Consider the following 21,467-nt stretch of genomic DNA (forward strand, 5'->3'; position numbering starts at 1 on the left):
AAAACGTTACATTTCATTGTTGAATTTAATTTCCCTTGTAATATTAACTTTTTCCAATAACCAAAGACAAAATCCCAGCAGCAATCAACGGACCTACGGGAATTCCACCAAAGAATGCAACACCCAACACTGTTCCAATCATTAATCCTGTAATAAGTGGTGGATTATGTGTCATCAATGGAATACCACGACCACCGAGCCATGCAACAATAACTCCTACAATAATTGCTCCAGCCATTTTAAAATTTAAAAATTCATTAAGTGGGGGTAAGGCAATTCTACCTGAAACTAAAGGGGCTAATACACCGATCGTTAAAATAATAATGCCTATTTTTAGTCCATATTTATCCGCATAAGGAATATATTTAGAAAGTAGGGTTTGTTGCATAATCAATAAAACTGCTGCAGAAATGGTAACAGGAGTATTTTGGCTAAATAATCCGAGAAAAATTAATATCGCTAAAAGGAGAGCAATGGCATTGAGTTGTAGGGACATTTGAAAACCTCTAAAAATAAACTCCCTTTTTATTATAGCGAATAAAAAGGGAGTGAATAACGATGAAAATTTAAGGTGCAACCATTACCATTGCATCACGAATAACTCGCTCATTTAATTTGTACCCTTTTTGCAATACAATACTAATATGGTTTGTTTCAATACCTTCTGCTTCTTTTTGTGAAATGGCTTGGTGCATTTCAGGATTAAAAGCTTCTCCTACTTCACCAAAGGCTTGTACTCCGTAGCGATTTAATACAGAGGTTAATTCTTTATGCGTAAGTTCAACACCTTCAATTAGTGGTTTAATAGTTTCATCAACACCTTCTAAAGTTTCTAATGCACGCTCTAAATTATCAACCACGTTTAATAAGTCTTTTGAGAATTTTTCTAAAGCAAATTTATGGGCTTTTTCAACATCTTGTTCAGCACGACGACGAGTATTCTCATTTTCAGCTTTTGCTCGCAATAAGATATCTCTTTCACGATTATTTGCTTCTGCAATATAAGTTTCCAATTCAGCAATACGTGCTTGTGCAATGGCTAATTCATCAATACCTAAATTTGGTTCATCTTGAATTTCAATACTTTCTTCTATCTGTTCGTTTTCTTGTTGTAGATCTTCTGAGATTTCAATTTCTTGTTCAGGTTGATTATTTTCTGTTTTATTCGTCATTTTATATCCTTTAAAGTAAAGTTAAATACACACAAGCAATATAGTAACACATTTAAATAATTCAAGACAAAACTGAAAATTTAGTGTATTTTATTGTCGTTATTTTATACTTTTTATTGACATAAATTACTAATCTCTTTAGAATTTTCCTACTTAATAACCCAATTGATTCTCATTCTTACTTGTGGTGAGAATAAAGATGTATAAAAATGATAATTTTCATTTAAGTCTTGAAGAGATCAATAATACAATCTCAATTCCAAAGCGTAAAAAAGTTTTTTTGCTAATCTTATGGGATTCTCAGGTCTGGGCATTAGTTACTGTGGGTTATATGGATCCTGGTAACTGGAGTACCTCTATTCAAGGAGGAGCGATTTATGGTTATCTTAAATATGCAGCTCATTTATGAAACATTAGTGACACTATTTTAATTGAAGACTTGATATCAAGTTAAAGAAGAATAAATCACCAGTTATTTAAAATTGCTGGTGATTTTTTTTGTAGACTTTGATACATTAAGGTCTATAGTAATTCTTAAATTATTTAAGTGAGTATAAAATGAGAAAGGAACATAACTTTCACCATATCGCCATTGTTGGGCAACCTCGTCGTAATGCTGCTTTAGAAACACATTTGGCAGTATATAATTGGCTTAAAGACCGTAATTATCAAGTTTCTGTTGAAACGAGTATTGCGACACAATTAAATTTACCTTCAGCTTTAACCCTTGAAGAAATTGGACAACAAGCTAATTTAGTGATTGTGATTGGGGGGGATGGTAATATGTTGGGCGTTGCTCGTGAATTGGCAAAATATCAAGTTCCTCTTATTGGTATTAATCGGGGTAATTTTGGTTTTTTAACAGATATTACTCCTCAAACAGCTTTTGAGCAGCTTTATAGTTGTTTAGAGAGAGATGAATTTATTATTGAAGAACGTTTTTTATTAGAAGCCCATATTGAGCGTAATGGTAAAATTGTTGAAAGTGGTAATGCATTGAATGAAGTGGTTATTAATCCTACTCAAATTGTGAAAACAATGGAATTTGAAGTGTGTATTGATGGAAAATTTGCTTTTTCACAGCGTTCTGATGGAATGATAATTGCCACTCCAACAGGATCAACGGCTTATTCGTTATCTGTTGGTGGTCCTATACTTACCCCAAATATGGATGCAATGGCATTAGTACCAATGTACCCTCACACTCTTTCTGCTCGTCCTTTGGTCATTGATGGAGACAGTGAAATTTCCTTACGTTTTACAGAAAATAACCAAGATGAATTGCAGGTAAGTTGTGATAGTCAAGTTTATCTGCCTTTTTCAAGAGATGATCGCATTATTGTTAGAAAAAGTAGTGATCGTATTCATCTGCTTCACTTGAGTGATTATAACTATTTTTCTGTATTAGGATCGAAATTAGGTTGGTTGAATAAATTATTCTAATAATTTATAGATACAATGCCATTACGATGGCATTTTCTTTGCCTCCATTAGGGGTTGGATAATAGTTTTTGCGAATATCCACTTCAACAAAATCTAAGTGTTGATAAAGTTGAATTGCTTTTCGATTACTTTCTCTTACCTCTAACCATAGAGTAATAATACCTTGTTGTTTTAATTGCAAAATTAATGAATTAAGTAACCGCTTACCATAATCTTTCCCTTGAAATTCTGGATCAACGGCAATATTAAATAATGTGGCTTCATCTAAGGTTTTATAACAAATCGCAAAACCAACAATCTGATCTTCCTCGATTAGTTTTAGATTTAAATAACGCTCACCTTGATTATTAAGTAATGTGCCTTTTGACCAAGGAACAGGGTGTGCCTTTTGTTCAATTTCAAATAAAAGATCAAAATCTTGAGATTTAATATTCGTAATCATAATTATACTATTTGTTGTGAAAAAGGTTCTATTTGTTGCCAAAATTGACGTTTATTAATTGAAATAGCAAGATCTTGCCAACTTCTATTTTTCCAAATTGTTAAATTTGCAAATTTTTGAGTTAATGTGACCGCTTGTTTCTCATTTTGAATAATCCATAAAATAGGATGATGATCAAAACTTAATCGTAACGATTGTTCAAAAGTTACCCATTGATATTGTTGTTTTGAGAATTGTAGACTTAATAAAATATCTTGAAATAGTCTTGTTTGTTGATATTCATTTTCACATATTACAATGAGTTTCACCTCTTTTGAAAGACGAATTTTCGCATCACCTTTTAAAACTTGTGGCTTTGTTAACACCCATTGAGTGATATTCATCTCTTGTAATAGTAGATCTCGTCGGTTCATTGTAATTCCTCATAAAAATCATTGGGGAATGGTAGCAAAAGTCGGTACAATGGGGAAATATTATTTATATAAATATGAAAAATTAAAGGAAAATAAAATGCTATCAAGTGAAAGTGAAGTATTATCACGCCATTTAGAATTGTTTGAAAATAAAAATATATTGTTATTCGGATATATGCAAGATCAATTTGCAAAACAAATAAGCTCACAAGCTAAAAATATTGCTGTTTTTAGTAGTTATTTTGATTTTGTCACTCAAAATAAGAATATAGAATTTGGTATAGAATGCCATCAACAAGCAGATTTAGGGGTGTTTTACTGGAGTAAAAATAAACAAGAGTGTCAATTTCAGTTATTGCAATGGCTTTCAACCACTCAAGTGGGGCAAGAATTATTGATTATTGGAGAAAATCGCAGTGGAGTACGCTCTGTTGAAAAAATTCTTTCACCCTTTGGGCATATTGCTAAAATTGATTCTGCTCGTCGTTGTGGGTTATATCATTTTGAATTAACTCAGTTACCAGATTTTAATTGCAAAAAGTTTTGGAAATCATACCGCTTATCTATTGCTGATTTGACCATTTTCACGTTACCAGCAGTATTTAGCTCAGCAGAATTAGATATGGGATCAAAATTATTGCTTTCTACCTTTAACAAAAACGACAAAGTAAAAGGTAAAACCTTAGATTTAGGTTGTGGAGCAGGGGTGATTGGGGCATATTTAAAGCAGCTATTTCCTAAAATAAAACTCACAATGTCAGATATTCATGCAATGGCACTGCAATCAAGTGAACGTACCTTAAAAGAAAATCATTTAGAGGGTAATGTTGTGGCGAGTAATGTTTTTTCACATATTGAAGAGCGTTTTGATTTAATCGTTTCTAACCCCCCTTTTCACGATGGGATAGATACGGCTTATACAGCAGTTGAAACCTTAATTACAGAAGCAAAAAAACACCTTAATCGTGGTGGCGAATTGCGAATTGTTGCAAATAGCCATTTACCTTATGCTGATTTATTAGATAACCTCTTTGGTTCACATAAAGTATTAGCGAAAACCAATAAATTTAAGGTTTATTCGGTTAGAATGTAATTTAGACAGTTGTAGAGTTATCGTTAAATTGAGCAAAATTTTGTGATCTAGCTCTCAATAATTTATTTTTAAATAGCGTAAAATCACACTCCCTTTATTTTGTATGTACAACAGGAGTTCTAAAATGAAAACAACCTTAAAGCCATTGGTTTTTATTACCCTTGCAATGTTTGGTACAGCAAGTGCTGAAACTTTAGATTTACGTATTATTGAAACCACTGATTTGCATACCAATATAATGGATTATAACTATTATCGTGATAAACCAACGGCAGATTTAGGTTTGGTGCGTGCAGCGTCTTTAATCAAACAGGCTCGCAGTGAAGTACAAAATAGTGTGCTGGTAGATAATGGTGATTTACTACAAGGTAGCCCAATGGGAGATTATGTCGCTGCCACTGGTATTAAAAAAGGTTCAATTCACCCAGTGTATAAGGTAATGAATGAACTTAATTATGATGTTGCTAATATTGGTAATCACGAATTTAATTATGGATTAGAATTTTTAAAAGAGTCTCTTGAAGGTGCAAATTTCCCTTATATAAGTGCAAATGTTTTTGATGCAAAAACAGGGGAACATTTTTTTACTCCTTATATTATTAAAAAACATAAATTTAAGGATCAGCAAGGTAATGAACAGATCATTAAAATTGGTTATATAGGTTTTGTCCCTCCACAAATCTTAATCTGGGATAAGAAAAATCTTGAAGGAAAGGTGACTGTTGGTGATATTAAAAAAACAGCGGAGAAATTAGTTCCAGAGATGAAAGAAAAAGGAGCAGATCTGATTGTTGCTATTCCTCACTCTGGTATTTCATCTCAAAAATATAGTCGTTTTGCAGAAAACTCTGTTATTTATCTCGCAGATGTTAAGGGGATTGATGCAATTGCTTTTGGACACTCTCATGCTGTTTTTCCAAGTAAAGACTATGCAGATACAAAAAAAGCAGATATTAAAAAAGGAACAATTAATGGTATCCCTGCTGTAATGCCGGGTCGTTGGGGAAGTCATATTGGAGTAATTGATTTAACGCTTTCTAATGATTCAGGTAAATGGACAGTAACAGATGGACAAGCACAAACCCGTGCAATTTGGAATAAAAAAGAGCGTAAAGCACTGGTTGAAGGTGAGCAACATTTACGTGACGTAATCAAAGAAGATCATAAAGGTACTCGTGATTTTGTTAATCAACCAATGGGTAAATCTGATGCACCAATGTATTCATTCTTAGCATTAGTACAAGATGATCCGACAATACAAATTGTCAATTTAGCACAAAAAGATTATGTAGAACGCTTTGTACAAGGTGACCCAAATTTAGCGAATATTCCTGTGTTATCTGCGGCTGCGCCATTTAAAACTGGAGGACGTAAAAACGATCCAACTAATTATACTGAAGTTGAAGCGGGTAAATTAACCTTTAGAAATGCGGCAGATTTATATCTTTATCCAAATACATTAGTAGCATTAAAAATTAATGGTCAAGAGCTAAAAGAGTGGTTGGAATGTTCAGCAGGGATGTTTAATCAAATTGAGCCAACAAATAAAAATGAGCAAGCCTTATTAGATTACGATGGTTTTAGAAGTTATAACTTTGATGTCATTGATGGTGTTAATTATCAAATTGATGTCACTCAACCAAAACGTTATAACGGCAATTGTCAATTACAAAATCCGAAAGCAGAACGTATTGTCAATCTCACTTATAAAGGCAAAGCAATCAAACCAACTCAAGAATTTTTAATTGCTACAAATAATTATCGAGCTTACGGTGGTAAGTTTGCAGGAACGGATAAAGCGCATCTGGCTTTCTCATCACCAGATGAGAACCGTAGTATAGTTGCTGATTATATTCGTCGAGTTTCAAAAGAAAAAGGACAGATTTCACCATCAGCAGATAATAACTGGCACTTTAAACTTATTAATTCACCCGATTTAAAATTAATGGTAGAAACCTCACCAAGTGAAAAAGCGAAAAAATTTGTGGAAACAAATAGTCGCTACCCAATGAAAGCAATGGGGGTTGATGAAAATGGTTTTGCTCGTTATTACATTGATTTAAGTCGTGAAAAATAAATTTTAATATTAGTAAAATATATCGCAGAGACAGGGTATGCCCTGTCTACCTGTCTATATATGAAATTTGTAAATTTTCGATTTGATCTACTCGCTATATTTATATATAGAAAATGAGAAACCAAAATATTTTTAAGTTAGAACACAGTTGCTTGATGATGTCTATCCTATCGTTTATTTGGACTGCATCGTTGTTAAAGTCCGTCAAGATAAACGTGTGATTAACAAGGCTATTTACCTCGCCTTAGGCATTAATATGCAAGGACAAAAGGAGCTTTTAGGCTTGTGGATATCTGAAAATGAAGGGGCTAAAGTTTGGTTAGGGGTGCTGACTGAATTACAAAATAGAGGTGTGAAAGATATCCTTATTGCTTGTGTAGATGGTTTAACGGGCTTTCCTGATGCGATTAATGCTGTTTATCCAAAAACCAAAATCCAGCTTTGTATCGTCCATATGATGCGTAATTCTATGAAATATGTGCCTTATAAGGATTATAAAGCAGTTGCTCGAGACTTAAAGAAAATTTATCAATCTGTGACAGAAGATGAAGCCTTGCAGGAATTAGAGAATTTTGCGAATACTTATGATGATAAATATCCGCAAATATCTCGGTCTTGGTATAAACACTGGGATAACCTGAATACCTTGTTTAACTACTCTGAGGATATAAGAAAAGCCATTTATACGACCAATGCTATTGAGTCTGTAAATAGTGTTATTCGCAAAGTCATCAATAAGAGAACAACTTATGTTTGGTTAATTATTATTCAAGTATGATTTTACCCTGATCTGAGGAGTTAAAAAATTTATTTTAGCACTTGTCAAAATAATGTTATTAATGTAATCTAGCTTTGATCTTACAGATCGTAGAGGTGCGAATACAAAGAGTATTCTATTTGAGTGGATAACGTTGAAGATAGAAGAAAGGTGTATTTGCCGAAATCAATTAAAGGTCACTTTAATTGGTTGGGGTTATTTCCGAAAGGGATAACACTGTCATCATTTCTTATATAAGAATGATGGAGTGCTACTAGTTAAGAGTAAAATCTGTTCTAAATTGATTAAATTCTTCATCTCTAGCAATTTTTTTCCTTCTACTTTTTGTTCGATCTTCTTGTAAACACAACACAGAGGATTTTATGAACTTAATTGATTATTCCCATTCTATATGGTCATTAGTACCCGCATTATTGGCACTACTATTGGCTATTTTTACTCGTAAAGTAATTCTATCTTTAAGTATTGGGATTATTGTCGGTGCGTTTATGCTCGCTGATGGTAATATTTTAAATAGCTTAATTTATATAAAAGATAGTTTTATTTCATTGGTTTACACTGATGGAGGACTTAATTCTGGTAGTGTAAATATTCTACTATTCCTTGTTTTATTAGGAGTATTAACCACATTATTAAGTATTTCAGGCAGTAACCAAGCATTTGCTAATTGGGCACAAAAAAGAATAAAAGGAAGACGTGGTGCAAAATTAATGGCTGCTAGCTTGGTCTTTTTTACCTTTATTGATGACTATTTTCATAGTTTAGCAGTGGGTGCCATTGCACGTCCTGTTACCGATAAATTCAAAGTTTCTCGAGCCAAACTTGCTTATATTCTTGACTCGACCGCTGCACCAATGTGTGTATTAATGCCTATTTCTAGCTGGGGAGCATACATTATTACCTTAGTGGCAGGATTATTAGCCACTCATTCAATTACACAATATTCACCACTTGGTGCATTTATGACAATGAGTGCAATGAACTTTTATGCTATTTTTTCTATGATTATGGTATTTGTCGTCTCTTACTTTTCTTTTGATATCGCATCAATGGCACGTTTTGAAAAAGAAGCAATGAATAGAGAAGTGGTTGAAGAAGAGTCTTTAATAGAAGAAGGAAAGGTGCGTAATTTATTATTGCCCATTATAACACTTATTTTAGCAACAGTAACAATGATGATTTATACGGGTTATGAAGCTCTCGCTAGTGATGGTAAAGCATTCAGTATCTTAGGTGCTTTTGAAAATACAACGGTAGGAATATCATTAGTTGTGGGTGGCGTGATGTCACTCATTGTAGCGACACTTTGTCTTATCATTGATGGTAGATTTAACCTTTCAGAATATACTAAATCTTGGGGTATTGGTGCAAAATCAATGCTAGGTGCTATTCTTATTCTCTGCTTTGCGTGGACAATTAATGGTGTAGTAGGAGATATGCAAACAGGAAAATATCTGTCAACATTAGTGGTCGGGAATATTCACTCAGGCTTTTTACCTGCAATTTTATTTATTTTAGCTGCTGGAATGGCATTTTCAACAGGAACCAGTTGGGGAACTTTCGGTATTATGCTCCCAATTGCAGCATCAATGGCAGCAAATGCAGATCCTACATTAATTTTACCTTGCTTATCCGCAGTAATGGCAGGAGCAGTATGTGGTGATCATTGCTCTCCAATTTCAGATACGACGATTTTATCTTCAACAGGTGCACAGTGTAATCATATCGATCACGTTACATCACAGCTTCCTTATGCAATGTTAGTCGCAGTTGCGACAACCTTAGGTTATTTAGCATTAGGATTTAGTGGCTCGATGCTTGCTGGTTTTGTTGTTACTGCAGTGGTCTTTACTGCACTGATTTTAATTTTTAAAAAGAAAGCCAGTTAATATATTCACTATTTTTGAATATTTTAGGCGGGTAGATAATGGTTAAAATTTGCAAATTAGATATCTAGCATAGAGGCGTAGTTTATATACTACGCCTCTATAAATATAATTCAAAATCAATGTGTTATAATTTTACACAATATCTGTATTTATGCTAAAGCAATATGATTAACTTATTGATATTTGAGACAGGGCATATACTCGACCTCAAATATCAGCATTTAACCCTCAACATTTCTCACAATCCAACAATTGTGAATATGTTTATTACGTTCAAAATCTAATGGAATAGTTTGTTCCGTAATATTTTCAGCCACTAAACCCAGCTCAGTTAAACCCTCTAAATCCATTTTAAAATTACGTTTATTATTTGAGAAAATAATTGTGCCATCTTTGGTTAAAATACGTTTTAGTTTTTTAAATAACTCTAAATGATCACGCTGAACATCCCAACTGTCTTCCATTCGTTTAGAATTTGAGAAGGTTGGCGGATCAACAAAGATCACTTCAAAACGTTCACGACATTCACTTAACCATTGCAAACAATCTGCTTGAATTAAACGATGATTACGTAGATCACAATCATTTAAATCTAAATTCTGTTCAGCCCAGTTCAAATAGGTATTTGACATATCAACGGTCGTTGTCGCTTTTGCCCCCTGTAGGGCAGCGTGAATAGTGGCAGAACCTGTGTAAGCAAATAAATTCAAAAAGGTTTTTCCTTTTGCCATTTCACCGACCATTTTTCGTGTTAAACGATGATCTAAGAATAAACCTGTATCAAGGTAATCCGTTAAATTTACCCATAGTTTTGCACCGTATTCCGTTACGTGAAAATATTCGCCTTTGTTGGCTAATTTTTCATATTGATTGGTGCCTTTTTGCTTTTGACGGACTTTCAACACCAATTTATTGGTCTCAATCCCTGTGACTGAAAGAGTAGCAGCGACTGCATCTAATAAACGCTGACGGGCTTTTTGCTCATCAATGGTTTTGGGTGCCGCATATTCTTGCACCACAATATGATCACCATAACGATCCACGGCAAGATTATACTCAGGTAAATCCGCATCATATAAACGATAACAGTCTAAACCCTGCTGTGTTGCCCATTTATCAATTTTTTTAATATTTTTCTTTAAACGGTTCGCAAAATCAGGCGCAAGTTGGGCATCCGCATCAAATTTCAGTTGCTCAATTTCGCTTTCTTCACGTTTGCGATCACTTAACAAATAATTTTTTTGAATACAGTCCAAAGGACCATTTTTTGCTTTAAATTGACGGTGTGAGCGTAAACGTAAGCAGTTTAATAAATCCGCTTCACTACTAAAAATAGACACATTCCAGCCCGCAAAGTGCTGTTTTAAACGCTGACCAAAAACCGTATAAAGGGCGATTAATTCAGGGGCTGTGCCTAAACGTTCCCCATAAGGCGGGTTACAAATAACCGTTCCTTTTTTGTCTTCTACTGGATTTTTAAGTGCTGCCACATCGCCAAATTTAAACTGAATAAGATGTCCCACCCCTGCATTTACAGCGTTTTGTTTGGCTTTTTCAATAACTCGACGATCAAGATCAAATCCATAAAACTGAATATCATCGAAAGATAAAATTGCAGATTTTGCTTCAGAAGTGACCACTTGCCACACCGCAGGTTGATGACCTTTCCAACTATCAAATCCCCAACGTAAACGATTGATTTGAGCTGGAATATTACACATCATCTGAGCGGCTTCAATTAACAAGGTTCCTGCTCCACACATAGGATCCACCAACGGTGTCTTTTTTTGCCAACCAGAACGCATAACAATGACAGATGCCAAGGTTTCACGTAGAGGTGCTTTACCTGTGTCGGTACGGTAATTTCTTAAATGCAACGCATCGCCACTTAAATCTAAGGAAAGAATAATATCTTCACGATTTAAATAGGCGTGAATACGAATATCAGGCTGTTCTTTATCTACACTTGGGCGATTTAACCCCTTATGTTCAAAGTGATCGACAATACCATCTTTAATACGCATCGCACCAAATTGAGAATGACGGATTTCATCATTAGTACCATTAAAATCAATAAAAATACTGTCTCTCTCATCAAAAATATTTTCCCAAGGATAAGCCACCACCGTGGTATAAAGGTCAATTTCATCAAAAATTTTGGCTTGTGTTAAAGGCAATAAAATACGAGACGCCAAACGGGTATAAAGTAATGCCTTATAGACCCCTTTTTGACTTGTCGTAAAATGTACTCCACCCTGTGCAATTTTGCACTCAATTGGGCAATCATCTGTACCAAGTTGGGTAAGTTCAGTTTTCAGCATCTCTTCAAAGCCACGTGCTGTGGTGGCGAAATAAGTCGTTTGTTTAGTCATTTTTGTATCATCAATAAAAAGAATAGGGGATAGTATAGCAGGGCAACAATAGACTTTGTACTAATCTTTGTATTGATGCTTAATTATTTTATTGAGTTTTTTATGGTCTTTCTGATGTAATCAATTTCCCACAATCAATTGTCCAATCAATTTCTGCAATAACAGCAGGATAAAAATGAACAGAGGATTGGTGTTGTGTTAGGGCTGATACGAGTTCATAGACCAGTGGTAAATGAGAGACAATAAGTAAATTTTTTACATTATTTTCACGTAGTACTCTCATATAATCCAGTACTGTTTGAGGGTGTCCAGCAGGGGTAATTCCATTCCAAGTTTCAACATTTGTAAAAAGTTGATCAGAAGTGACCGCTTGAAATCCTTTTTGTACCTCTTGCCAAGTTTGTTGAGCTCGCAAATAAGGACTAACAAGGATATGATCTAATTGATCATTTTGAATAATTAAACGTTTAGCTAACCATTGACCTTGTTGGAAAGTGGTTGTTTTTCCATATTCAGTTAAACTACGTTGATTATCCATTGTTGCGTTAAAAGCCGCTTCACCGTGTCGCATAATCCAAATATTCATATTTTTCCTCTTATTTATCTATAAACTGATTAAAATTAGGTGTATAATGCCTCTCGTTTTATGTAGATGCAACTACAAAAAGAATTTAGAATTTAAATAAATTATATAAAAGTATGGAGTAAATAGATGTTTAGAAAGATAAGAAGAACCAAAATTGTTTGTACAATGGGGCCTGCAACTGAGCGTGGTAATAATTTAGAGAAAATCATTGTGGCTGGTGCAAATATGGTTCGAATGAATTTCTCACACGGCACACCTGATGATCATATTGATCGTGCAAATAAAGTTCGTGAAATTGCAGCAAAATTAGGTAAACACATTGCAATCTTAGGTGATTTACAAGGACCTAAAATTCGAGTGTCAACATTTAAAGATGGAAAAGTTTTCTTAAATATTGGTGATAAGTTTGTGTTAGATGCCGATCTTCCAAGAGGAGAAGGAACAAAACATGCAATAGGCTTAGATTATAAAAAATTACCATCAGATGTCGTTCCTGGTGATATTTTATTATTAGATGATGGTAGAGTTCAGTTAAAAGTAATTTCTACCGAAGGTGCAAAAGTGCATACAGAGGTTACTGTTGGTGGACCACTTTCAAATAATAAAGGTATTAATAAATTAGGTGGTGGATTATCTGCGGATGCGTTAACTGAAAAAGATAAAGCAGATATAAAACTTGCTGCACAGATTGGTGTGGACTATTTAGCTGTTTCTTTCCCTCGTTCAAGTGCTGATTTAAATTATGCTCGTGAACTTGCAAAAGAAGCGGGTTTAGATGATGTAAAAATTGTCGCAAAAGTTGAGCGTGCAGAAACGGTTGCAACGCAAGAAGCAATGGATGATATTATTAATGCTTCTGATGTGGTGATGGTTGCTCGTGGAGATTTGGGTGTTGAAATTGGTGATGCTGAATTAGTAGGTGTTCAAAAACGTTTAATTAAACGTTCACGTCAATTAAATCGTGTTGTTATTACTGCAACACAAATGATGGAATCGATGATTAATAGCCCTATGCCAACACGTGCGGAAGTAATGGATGTCGCAAATGCGGTATTAGATGGTACCGATGCGGTAATGCTTTCAGGTGAAACAGCAGCAGGTCAATATCCAGCTGAAACGGTTAAAGCAATGGCTGAAGTATGTGTTGGTGCTGAAAAAATGCCAAATGTAAATAACTCTAAACATCGTTTAGATCGTACATTTGACGATTCAGAAGAAGCAGTAGCAATGTCTGCAATGTATGCCGCTAATCATATGGAAGGTGTTTCAGCAATTATTGCTTTAACAAGTTCTGGCAATACTGCTCGTTTAATGAGTCGAATTAGTTCTGGATTACCTATTTTTGCACTTTCTCGTAATGACAAAGCATTAAGCCGTTGTGCATTATATCGTGGTGTCACTCCTGTGCTATTTGAAGAAGATAGCCGTACAATTGAAGGGGCGAGAAAAGCCATTCAATTGTTAAAAGAGAGCGGTAGTTTAATGAGTGGTGATATTGTGTTATTAACACATGGTGATGAGCAAAAAACTGGCACAACCAATACAACTCGTATTCTAACAGTGGAATAATTTACAGAGATTCAATAAAATCCACGTTGCGACGTGGATTTTTTTTATAGGTAAAACAATGAATAAACCCCTTTCTATTTGTGTTCTAAGGTTATCTGCAATTGGTGATGTTTGTCATACATTAGCCGTTATTCAGGCAATTCAGCGATCTTATCCAGATTATAAAATTAGTTGGATTATAGGTAAGACTGAAGCTAAACTAATGAAAAACATTCCTAATGTTACACTGATTTCATTTGACAAACAGCAAGGCTGGAAAGGTTTTTTTTCTTTGTGGAAACAATTAAAAACACAAAAATTTGATGTTTTACTAAATATGCAAACTGCATTTAGAACATCCATTTTATCTTTGGGTATTAAAGCAAATACAAAAATGGGGTTTAATAAAGATAGAGCCAGAGAAGGGCAACAATTTTTTACAAATTGTAAAGTAAAACAAACCACTTCCCCTCACGTATTAGATGGTCAAATGATGTTTGCACAAGCTCTGGGAGTTACAGATTTAACCCCCACTTGGGATCTTGGTATTTTACCAATAGACATTGAATTTACTGCACAATTTATAGATAAAAAAACAAAAAATGTTTTAATCGCCCCTTGTTCTAGTAAAAAAGAAAAAGATTGGTCTCCTGAAAATTATGCTCAAATTACGCAATATTTAATAGAAAAAGGAATGAATGTTATTCTTGCAGGTTCGTCTGCAATATATGAATTAAATACTGCTGCCAAAATTCACGAATTAGCCCCTAAATGTATTAATCTTGCAGGGAAAACAAATTTACAGCAACTTACTGCATTAATTTCACAAGTTGATCTCGTATTATCTTCTGATTCGGGACCTGCTCATCTTGCAACAACACAAAATACCCCTATTATTGGTTTATACGCAATACATAATCCAAGAAGAACAGGTCCTTATAATGATCTTGATAAAGTGATTTCTGTTTATGATGATGCAGTTTTGGAAAGTTATGGAAAACCTTGGACAGCACTTCCTTGGGCTACCAAAGCAAAGGGTAAAAATCTAATGGAAAGAATAACTGTTGAGCAAGTCAAACAAAAATTGATTAAAATCTTAGAAATAAAATGATAAATCCACTCGATCCAATTAGAAATAAAATTGATGATATTGATCAACAATTAGTTGAGTTATTTTCACAACGTTTAAAGCTTGTGGAAGACGTAGGTAAAATAAAATCAGAATATGGATTGCCAGTTTATGATCCAGAGCGTGAAGATCAAATGATTTTAGCTCGTCGAACTGAGGCTGAAAAACAAGGTGTCCCAGCTACCTTAATAGAAGATGTATTGCGTCGTTTGATGCGAGAGTCTTATGCTAATGAACACCATCACGGTTTTAAAACAGTTAATCCTAATATCAAAAAAATAGTGATTGTTGGTGGTAAAGGAAAATTGGGAGGACTGTTTGCTCGTTATTTTGATTATTCTGGTTATAAAGTGGAGATTTTAGATAAAGAAGATTGGCATAATGCAACAATAATACTAGCGAATGCAGATGTTGTGATTGTTTCTGTGCCAATTGCACATACCCTTAATGTGATTGAAGCATTACAACCTTATTTAACGTCAAATATGATTTTAGCTGATCTCACATCTGTAAAAGCAAAACCTGTAGAGAAAATGCTTGAAATTCATAATGGAGCAGTGGTTGGTTTACACCCTATGTTTGGAAGTGATATTACAAGTTTTGCAAAACAAGTTATCGCTTGCTGTGACGGTAGATTAAGTGAAAGCTATCAATGGTTGTTAGAACAAATACAAATTTGGGGTGCAAAAATTGAATTTATTGATGCAAAAGATCACGATCATACAATGACATATATTCAAGCATTACGCCACTTTTCAACTTTTGTAGCAGGTTTTCATTTATCACAACAACCAATAAAATTATCCCAATTATTAGCCTTATCTTCGCCTATTTACCGTTTAGAATTAGCAATGATTGGGCGACTATTTGCACAAGATGCTGAATTATATGCAGATATCATTGCGGATAAGCCTGAGAATTTAATCGTTATAAAGTCTCTTGAAGAGAGTTTTCAACAGTGTTTTGCATATTTTGAAACGCAAGATAAACAAGGTTTTGTTGATGCTTTTGAAAAAGTACATCAATGGTTTGGTGATTATTCTGATCAGTTTTTGAAAGAAAGTAGTGCTTTATTGCAACAAGCAAATGATTACAGAAAGTAATCAATATAATAGTTAACAACTATTGCAATTTTGCAGAGAACATTTTATCTTGTACCCCACACATCTTAATTTAGAGATGTTTTATATTTATTAACATAAGGAAAGAAAAATTATGAGTAATTTAATTCAAACAAATGATGCAACATTTGAACAAGATGTTTTAAAATCAGAAGTTCCAGTATTATTAGATTTTTGGGCACCTTGGTGTGGACCTTGTCGTGCGATTGGTTCATTATTAGAAGAGCTATCAGAAGAATTTGCAGGTAAAGTTAAGATCGTTAAAATGAATGTTGATGAGAATAAAACAACTCCAATGCAATTTGGTGTACGTAGCATTCCATTTTTATTATTATTTAAAAACGGTGAAGTTGTTGCACAACAAGTGGGTGCTTTACCAAAGGCACAATTAGCAAAATTTGTAGAGCAAGTGCTTTAAATTTGATGACTGAATAACGTTAAAAGAGTCGTAAACCCTCTATTATAGATAGCACTTTTTCAATGGTTTAGGTATTTGTCTAGACCATTGTTCTAATAAGCATATTAGAAAAAAGATATGTAAAAAATAGTCCCTTCTTAGTTGTAATACCAAAATTTTTAGTCTAGCCAAAATAAAATTTATTTACGATCAATATCCAATTTGATATTTTGATAAAAATGTAATAATAATGTGGAAAAAAAGGTGGTGGAAATTATTCTTTTATTGTTAATAATAAAAGAATAAATAAGAGGTGGACGATGGCATATTTACAAGAAATTTATCAAATATTAAGTGATAAAAATTACCACAGTGCGAAGGAAATTGGAGTTCAATTGGGCATTTGTGATCGTAGTGTTCGTAATAAAATGGCAGATCTCGCCTCTATTTTAGAAAACTATCCATTAGAAATTATTGCAAAACCACGTAAAGGATATTGCTTAAACGGAAACTTGGTTAAACCATCTCTACTGTTTTCTACACTAAATTCATCACTCAATATCAATGAAAATCGCCGTGCTAAATTATTGGCTCTACTATTAAGTGCAGAAGGGTTTTATAAACTAGAGGATTTTGCAACTCAAATTTTTGTCAGTGAAAAAACACTTTCTCGCTATCTCCCTAGTATTGAGCAACAAATTAACCAACATCATCTTAAACTTGTTCGCCGTCCACATCACGGTATTCAAATTCAAGGAAAAGAATTTGATCGCCGTAATTTAATGATTGATTTGGTGGTACGTGATTTACCTCTACGGCGTTTTGATGATTTTTTATTTCCTGAATCAGATCTTGTACCTATTTTTCAATTTATGAGAGAGCAAGGTATTAAAATTTCTGATTGGTGTTTTTCTAAACTGATTACCAGTATCTTAGTCTGTCTAAAACGTAGTGTTGCGGGTTTCACTTTAGATTCCATAGAAGTAGAAAAGTCTGCATTCTTTACTCAAAAACGTACGCTGATGGTCAAAATGTGTGAAAAGTTTTTTCCTGCTTATTTAAGTGATGCAGATTTAGATTTTATCACCTTAAACTTTTTAAGTTTGGAAGAAATGTCCTTTGCTCATTTAGAAAAGAATCCACAAATAGAATGGCTTATTGAGGAAATTCTACACTATTTACAAACCGCTTATCCTTTGAAATTAAGTAATAAAGAGAAACTTTATCAAAATCTATATATTCATTTATCTAGTCTAATTATTCGTTTACGCTTTTATTTACCATTATATAACCCATTCTTGGGTGAAATTAAGCAAAAAAGACCTCTAGAATTTGGTGCTGCTCGTTTGGGTGCAAATATTATTGAGCGTCATTATGGCAAAAAGTTAAGTGAAGAGGAGATTGGTTATCTAGCGGTAATTTTATCAATGGCACATCAAGAAGTCACCACAAAACGCTTACTGATTGCTTGCCCTGCTGGACGCTCTCTCTCCAAGTTTTTAGCTCATCAATTTAATAATATTTTTGATAATGCCATTATTGAGCATTGCTCTATAGCGGAGCTTTTAACAAGAGATTTAACGGAAATAGATACTGTATTTTCTTTGGTAGAAATAGAGCAACCTTTAAGTAAAAAGGTGCATAAAATTAATTATTTTTTAGATAATAAAGAAATTGAGAAAATTCGTTCTTGGGTTTACGGCAATATAAATTGGCGTGAAATTTTACCTCCGCAACTCTTTTTTTCATTTGATAAGCCCATTAAAAAAGAACAAATTATAGAGAGTGTGAGCCAAGTAATGAGTCAATACTGTGGTGTACCACAAAATATCAAAGAGAAGTTTTTAGAGCGAGAACAGTTAGGAATGACTGAACTTTGCCCTGATATTGCCATTCCTCATTTAATGAAACCTCTATCTGGTGTTAATTTATTAGCATTAGTTCAGCTAAAAAAGCCTGTCGTATGGAATGACAATGCGGTACGCATTATTTTTTTCCTATTGTTAAACAATGAAGAAAATAGTAACGAACCAATTTTTAAGATTTTTGGGGAATTGACCAACGATCGAGCAATGATTGATGCAGTCTGTTCCACACATAACTATGAAGATGTCATTCATTTATTAGAAACTTTTGAAAATATTTAGGAGTAACAATGCAATATGAAGAATTATCAGAATTAGCAATGGAAATTATTGTTAATGCAGGTGCAGCAAAATCCAGTGCAATGGAAGCCATTCAGGCAGCAAAACAAGAAAATTTTACTACTGCTAACGAGCATTTAAAATCAGCAAGTCAATTTTATTGTGAAGCACATAAAGCACAAACTGCACTGATTCGTCTTGAAGCTCAACAAGCTGAAAAAAATAAGCAATTAATTGTACCTTTAATGATGGTTCACGCTCAAGATCATTTAACAATGGCATTAATGACACAAGATTTTGCACGTGAATTGATAGATTTATATCACAAACTGGAGGAAAAAAATGACTAATATTTTACTAATTTGTACCGCTGGAATGTCTACTTCAGCATTGGTTGAAAAAATGAAAAAAGCTGTAACGGCTCGTAATTTAGATATCCAAATTCAGGCGATTGCTGAATCAACCGCTGAAGACTTTGTAGGAAAAGCTGATGTTGTATTGCTGGGTCCACAAATTAAATATCTTGTACCCAAAATGACTGAAATGTTTAACCCAACCCCTGTTTCACCTATCAATATGGTTGATTATGGAATGATGAATGGTGAAAAAGTATTAGATAGTGCATTAGCACTACTGGAGGAAAAATGAAACGTTTTTTAAGTCTTGATCCTCAACAAATGGCATATTTATCACCAGAGGATCTTTTTACATCTTTAAAGTTAAGTGAAGGACGTATTGTGGTGAGTGAAATGTTAGCCACTCACGCTTTGATTCCTGATTGTACTAATGCTGAAATTGCACGTGCTTTTGCAGCAGATCTAATGTTACTTAATTTACTTGATGTCACAAATCCTAAGGTGAAAAATTTACCCTTATCTTCATCACCTATTTCGGATTTAAAAAAACTTTGTCCACGTCCTTTTGGTGTGAATTTAGAACCATCAGAATTGGTTGAAGCAGGAAGAATGGCGAGTTCTCAAAATTTTATGCTGGCTCAACAATTAGGTTTTGATTTTGTATCCATCACAGGAAACCCTGCTACAGGTGTCAGTCTTGAAGGTATTATTCAGGCAGTGAAAGTAGCCAAACAACATTTTCAAGGACTGGTTTTTGCAGGCAAAATGCACGGAGCTGGGGAAATAGAAGATCTGTGTGATACTTCAGGAATTGAACAACTACTTGATGCAGGAACAGATGTTGTAATGTTACCTGCACCTTACACTGTACCAGCCTCAACGCCTGAGTGTGCAAGAGAAGCAGTTAGTCTTATTCATAAAAAAGGAAAAATGGCAATGGCAACTATTGGTACAAGCCAAGAAACAGCAAACCAAGCGACTATTGCTCAGATTGCACTGGCTTCTAAAAGTGCTGGTTTTGATTTATACCATATTGGTGATGCAGGTGTAGGAGGAATTGCACCACCTGAAAATATTCAAATTCTATCTGATACTATTCGAGGTAATCGTCATAGTCTAAAAATGATGGCTACTTCAATTAACCGATAATGTAATTAAGGCGTTTCAAATGAATAAATTCATTAATTTTATGGAGCGTTATTTTGTTCCTTTTGCAGTCAAAATTTCTACTCAACGCCATTTAGTTGTCATTCGTGATAGCTTTATTGATATTTTACCTATTACGATGGTAGGTTCAATCGCAGTACTTTTAAATGTATTTTTCCGTGACTTACCTCGTAATTATGGTTACCCTGAATTTGCTGATGCAATGACACCACTTATTAACATCAACGGCATTTTTTGGTTTGGATCTATTGCAATTCTAAGTTTAGTATTTGTATTCGCATTAGGCTATAATTTAGCCAATAGTTACAAAACGAATGCCATTGCAGGTGGATTAGTTGCCTTTGCATCTTTTATTATGTTTTTACCACAAAGTGCCAATTTTACGACTACTATTGATGGAACAGCACACAATATCTCCGAATGGGGTTACTTAGCGGTAAATTACTTGGGAGCAAAAGGGATCTTCCCAGCAATGGTTATTGGTTTCTTTTCTACTATTATTTATAGTAAATTGATGTTACGTAATATTACGATTAAATTACCTGATTCTGTACCACCATCAGTGAGCAAAGCCTTCTCTGCAATTATTCCTGGAACAATTGCCATTTATGCGAGTGCAACGGTTTCTTATTTAGTGACACAATACACAGGACAATCCTTACACGATGTCATCAATACCTATATCGCAATGCCACTTCTTGGATTATCACAAGGGCTATTCTCTGTATTAGTATTAGCATTTTTAACACAGTTATTCTGGTTCTTTGGCTTACACGGACATAATGTATTAGCACCTATTTTTGATGGTATTTATCAACCAGCATTGCTTGCAAACGTAGAGCATATTGCTTTAGGTGGAACTGTCGAAACCTTACCTTACTTATGGACTCGTGGTTCATTTGATGCTTATCTACAAATGGGCGGGAGTGGAATTACGATTGGTTTGATTATTTCAATTTTACTTTTCTCTAAACGAGAAGAAAGCCGTGCTGTAGCAAAATTAGGTACACCAATGGCTATTTTTAATATCAATGAGCCAATTATTTTTGGAATGCCTATTGTATTAAACCCATTGTATTTAATACCTTTCATTCTTGCTCCAATGGTTGCTGCCATAATTGGTTATACTGCAACTGTGATGGGTATTGTGCCACCTGTTTTCGTACAAGTTCCTTGGGTATTACCTCCAGGAATATTTGCATTCTTTGCAACAGGCGGATCATTTGCAGCCGCATTAGTGAGCTTATTTAACGTATTTGTTTCATTCTTAATTTGGACACCATTTGTATTAATTGCAAATAAAATTAAAAGTGAATAATCTAAAAGGGGCATATGCCCCT

The 21,467-nt window shown here is 34.1% G+C and carries 20 protein-coding genes, 1 pseudogene and 1 riboswitch; of the genes and pseudogenes, 15 read left to right on the plus strand and 6 right to left on the minus strand.

From position 1 onward, the window contains the following. Positions 1-43: 43 nt before the first annotated feature. Positions 44-496 carry a DUF441 domain-containing protein gene (locus tag KGI96_RS00005; RefSeq protein WP_211597997.1) on the minus strand — a complete coding sequence of 151 codons (453 nt, stop codon included), beginning with the start codon at positions 494-496 and terminating at the stop codon, positions 44-46. 70 nt (positions 497-566) lie between these two features. Continuing rightward, positions 567-1,172, minus strand: a complete 606-nt coding sequence (gene grpE / locus KGI96_RS00010) for a nucleotide exchange factor GrpE (protein ID WP_211597998.1) — start codon at positions 1,170-1,172, stop codon at positions 567-569. 199 nt (positions 1,173-1,371) lie between these two features. On the opposite strand from grpE, the gene KGI96_RS00015 reads away from it, so the two are divergent. Both KGI96_RS00015 and KGI96_RS00020 read left to right on the plus strand, forming a co-directional pair. Next, positions 1,372-1,581, plus strand: coding sequence for a hypothetical protein (locus tag KGI96_RS00015; protein ID WP_211597999.1), 210 nt, complete (start codon positions 1,372-1,374; stop codon positions 1,579-1,581). Between the two features lie 149 nt (positions 1,582-1,730). Next, on the plus strand, positions 1,731-2,615 hold the full coding sequence (locus KGI96_RS00020; protein ID WP_211598000.1) for an NAD(+) kinase: 885 nt from the start codon (positions 1,731-1,733) through the stop codon (positions 2,613-2,615). A 4-nt stretch (positions 2,616-2,619) separates the two neighbouring features. On the opposite strand, the gene rimI is transcribed toward KGI96_RS00020, so the two are convergent. Both rimI and KGI96_RS00030 read right to left on the minus strand, forming a co-directional pair. Beyond that, positions 2,620-3,057, minus strand: a complete 438-nt coding sequence (gene rimI, locus KGI96_RS00025; RefSeq protein ID WP_211598001.1) for a ribosomal protein S18-alanine N-acetyltransferase — start codon at positions 3,055-3,057, stop codon at positions 2,620-2,622. 2 nt (positions 3,058-3,059) lie between these two features. After that, on the minus strand, positions 3,060-3,470 hold the full coding sequence (locus KGI96_RS00030; RefSeq protein WP_211598002.1) for a DNA polymerase III subunit psi: 411 nt from the start codon (positions 3,468-3,470) through the stop codon (positions 3,060-3,062). A gap of 97 nt (positions 3,471-3,567) precedes the next feature. On the opposite strand from KGI96_RS00030, the gene rsmC reads away from it, so the two are divergent. From rsmC to KGI96_RS00050, 4 genes and pseudogenes are all read left to right on the plus strand, one after another. Further along, on the plus strand, positions 3,568-4,563 hold the full coding sequence (gene rsmC, locus KGI96_RS00035; protein WP_211598003.1) for a 16S rRNA (guanine(1207)-N(2))-methyltransferase RsmC: 996 nt from the start codon (positions 3,568-3,570) through the stop codon (positions 4,561-4,563). Between the two features lie 103 nt (positions 4,564-4,666). Next, positions 4,667-6,640: a bifunctional 2',3'-cyclic-nucleotide 2'-phosphodiesterase/3'-nucleotidase gene (locus tag KGI96_RS00040; RefSeq protein WP_370685831.1), complete on the plus strand. Its 1,974-nt coding sequence runs from the start codon at positions 4,667-4,669 to the stop codon at positions 6,638-6,640. Between the two features lie 151 nt (positions 6,641-6,791). Then, positions 6,792-7,391, plus strand: a pseudogene (locus tag KGI96_RS00045) (IS256 family transposase); the annotation flags it as partial. Positions 7,392-7,500: 109 nt separating this feature from the next. Next, positions 7,501-7,679: riboswitch (Lysine riboswitch) on the plus strand. Between the two features lie 101 nt (positions 7,680-7,780). Then, complete coding sequence (locus tag KGI96_RS00050) at positions 7,781-9,307, plus strand: Na+/H+ antiporter NhaC family protein (RefSeq protein WP_211598005.1); 1,527 nt, start codon at positions 7,781-7,783, stop codon at positions 9,305-9,307. A 221-nt stretch (positions 9,308-9,528) separates the two neighbouring features. On the opposite strand, the gene rlmKL is transcribed toward KGI96_RS00050, so the two are convergent. Together rlmKL and sixA are read right to left on the minus strand one after the other, a co-directional pair. Continuing rightward, positions 9,529-11,679 (minus strand): bifunctional 23S rRNA (guanine(2069)-N(7))-methyltransferase RlmK/23S rRNA (guanine(2445)-N(2))-methyltransferase RlmL, encoded by a 2,151-nt coding sequence (gene rlmKL, locus KGI96_RS00055; RefSeq protein WP_211598006.1) that lies wholly within the window; start codon positions 11,677-11,679, stop codon positions 9,529-9,531. 100 nt (positions 11,680-11,779) lie between these two features. Next, entirely contained in the window at positions 11,780-12,265 is a 486-nt protein-coding gene (gene sixA, locus KGI96_RS00060; RefSeq protein WP_211598007.1) for a phosphohistidine phosphatase SixA, read from the minus strand. A gap of 126 nt (positions 12,266-12,391) precedes the next feature. On the opposite strand from sixA, the gene pyk reads away from it, so the two are divergent. The 9 genes from pyk to KGI96_RS00105 all read left to right on the plus strand — a co-directional run bounded on the left by pyk (position 12,392) and on the right by KGI96_RS00105 (position 21,445). Next, entirely contained in the window at positions 12,392-13,834 is a 1,443-nt protein-coding gene (pyk, locus tag KGI96_RS00065; RefSeq protein ID WP_211598008.1) for a pyruvate kinase, read from the plus strand. Between the two features lie 58 nt (positions 13,835-13,892). Further along, complete coding sequence (locus KGI96_RS00070; protein WP_211598009.1) at positions 13,893-14,924, plus strand: glycosyltransferase family 9 protein; 1,032 nt, start codon at positions 13,893-13,895, stop codon at positions 14,922-14,924. Beyond that, positions 14,924-16,045 (plus strand): bifunctional chorismate mutase/prephenate dehydrogenase, encoded by a 1,122-nt coding sequence (gene tyrA / locus KGI96_RS00075; protein ID WP_211598105.1) that lies wholly within the window; start codon positions 14,924-14,926, stop codon positions 16,043-16,045. Before KGI96_RS00070 ends, tyrA begins: the two co-directional genes overlap by 1 nt. Before the next feature lie 112 nt (positions 16,046-16,157). Continuing rightward, on the plus strand, positions 16,158-16,481 hold the full coding sequence (trxA, locus tag KGI96_RS00080) for a thioredoxin (RefSeq protein ID WP_211598010.1): 324 nt from the start codon (positions 16,158-16,160) through the stop codon (positions 16,479-16,481). Between the two features lie 299 nt (positions 16,482-16,780). After that, positions 16,781-18,607 (plus strand): BglG family transcription antiterminator, encoded by a 1,827-nt coding sequence (locus tag KGI96_RS00085; RefSeq protein WP_211598011.1) that lies wholly within the window; start codon positions 16,781-16,783, stop codon positions 18,605-18,607. Between the two features lie 8 nt (positions 18,608-18,615). Beyond that, positions 18,616-18,954: a PTS lactose/cellobiose transporter subunit IIA gene (locus KGI96_RS00090; protein ID WP_090920635.1), complete on the plus strand. Its 339-nt coding sequence runs from the start codon at positions 18,616-18,618 to the stop codon at positions 18,952-18,954. Beyond that, positions 18,947-19,252 (plus strand): PTS sugar transporter subunit IIB, encoded by a 306-nt coding sequence (locus KGI96_RS00095; RefSeq protein WP_211598012.1) that lies wholly within the window; start codon positions 18,947-18,949, stop codon positions 19,250-19,252. The genes KGI96_RS00090 and KGI96_RS00095 overlap by 8 nt, the downstream gene beginning before the upstream one ends. Then, positions 19,249-20,109 (plus strand): DUF7916 family protein, encoded by an 861-nt coding sequence (locus tag KGI96_RS00100; protein WP_211598013.1) that lies wholly within the window; start codon positions 19,249-19,251, stop codon positions 20,107-20,109. The genes KGI96_RS00095 and KGI96_RS00100 overlap by 4 nt, the downstream gene beginning before the upstream one ends. 19 nt (positions 20,110-20,128) lie before the next feature. Then, complete coding sequence (locus KGI96_RS00105; RefSeq protein WP_211598014.1) at positions 20,129-21,445, plus strand: PTS sugar transporter subunit IIC; 1,317 nt, start codon at positions 20,129-20,131, stop codon at positions 21,443-21,445. Positions 21,446-21,467 lie beyond the last annotated feature (22 nt).

Source organism: Phocoenobacter atlanticus subsp. cyclopteri (assembly GCF_018343795.1).
Lineage (GTDB): Bacteria > Pseudomonadota > Gammaproteobacteria > Enterobacterales > Pasteurellaceae > Phocoenobacter > Phocoenobacter atlanticus.

What these genes read in the sequence shown, in the direction of transcription:
- KGI96_RS00005 (WP_211597997.1), bottom strand. Translation starts at nt 496, where the DNA reads ATGTCCCTACAACTCAATGCCATTGCTCTCCTTTTAGCGATATTAATT.
- grpE (WP_211597998.1), bottom strand. Translation starts at nt 1,172, where the DNA reads ATGACGAATAAAACAGAAAATAATCAACCTGAACAAGAAATTGAAATC.
- KGI96_RS00015 (WP_211597999.1), top strand. Translation starts at nt 1,372, where the DNA reads ATGTATAAAAATGATAATTTTCATTTAAGTCTTGAAGAGATCAATAAT.
- KGI96_RS00020 (WP_211598000.1), top strand. Translation starts at nt 1,731, where the DNA reads ATGAGAAAGGAACATAACTTTCACCATATCGCCATTGTTGGGCAACCT.
- rimI (WP_211598001.1), bottom strand. Translation starts at nt 3,057, where the DNA reads ATGATTACGAATATTAAATCTCAAGATTTTGATCTTTTATTTGAAATT.
- KGI96_RS00030 (WP_211598002.1), bottom strand. Translation starts at nt 3,470, where the DNA reads ATGAACCGACGAGATCTACTATTACAAGAGATGAATATCACTCAATGG.
- rsmC (WP_211598003.1), top strand. Translation starts at nt 3,568, where the DNA reads ATGCTATCAAGTGAAAGTGAAGTATTATCACGCCATTTAGAATTGTTT.
- KGI96_RS00040 (WP_370685831.1), top strand. Translation starts at nt 4,667, where the DNA reads ATGTACAACAGGAGTTCTAAAATGAAAACAACCTTAAAGCCATTGGTT.
- KGI96_RS00050 (WP_211598005.1), top strand. Translation starts at nt 7,781, where the DNA reads ATGAACTTAATTGATTATTCCCATTCTATATGGTCATTAGTACCCGCA.
- rlmKL (WP_211598006.1), bottom strand. Translation starts at nt 11,679, where the DNA reads ATGACTAAACAAACGACTTATTTCGCCACCACAGCACGTGGCTTTGAA.
- sixA (WP_211598007.1), bottom strand. Translation starts at nt 12,265, where the DNA reads ATGAATATTTGGATTATGCGACACGGTGAAGCGGCTTTTAACGCAACA.
- pyk (WP_211598008.1), top strand. Translation starts at nt 12,392, where the DNA reads ATGTTTAGAAAGATAAGAAGAACCAAAATTGTTTGTACAATGGGGCCT.
- KGI96_RS00070 (WP_211598009.1), top strand. Translation starts at nt 13,893, where the DNA reads ATGAATAAACCCCTTTCTATTTGTGTTCTAAGGTTATCTGCAATTGGT.
- trxA (WP_211598010.1), top strand. Translation starts at nt 16,158, where the DNA reads ATGAGTAATTTAATTCAAACAAATGATGCAACATTTGAACAAGATGTT.
- KGI96_RS00085 (WP_211598011.1), top strand. Translation starts at nt 16,781, where the DNA reads ATGGCATATTTACAAGAAATTTATCAAATATTAAGTGATAAAAATTAC.
- KGI96_RS00090 (WP_090920635.1), top strand. Translation starts at nt 18,616, where the DNA reads ATGCAATATGAAGAATTATCAGAATTAGCAATGGAAATTATTGTTAAT.
- KGI96_RS00095 (WP_211598012.1), top strand. Translation starts at nt 18,947, where the DNA reads ATGACTAATATTTTACTAATTTGTACCGCTGGAATGTCTACTTCAGCA.
- KGI96_RS00100 (WP_211598013.1), top strand. Translation starts at nt 19,249, where the DNA reads ATGAAACGTTTTTTAAGTCTTGATCCTCAACAAATGGCATATTTATCA.
- KGI96_RS00105 (WP_211598014.1), top strand. Translation starts at nt 20,129, where the DNA reads ATGAATAAATTCATTAATTTTATGGAGCGTTATTTTGTTCCTTTTGCA.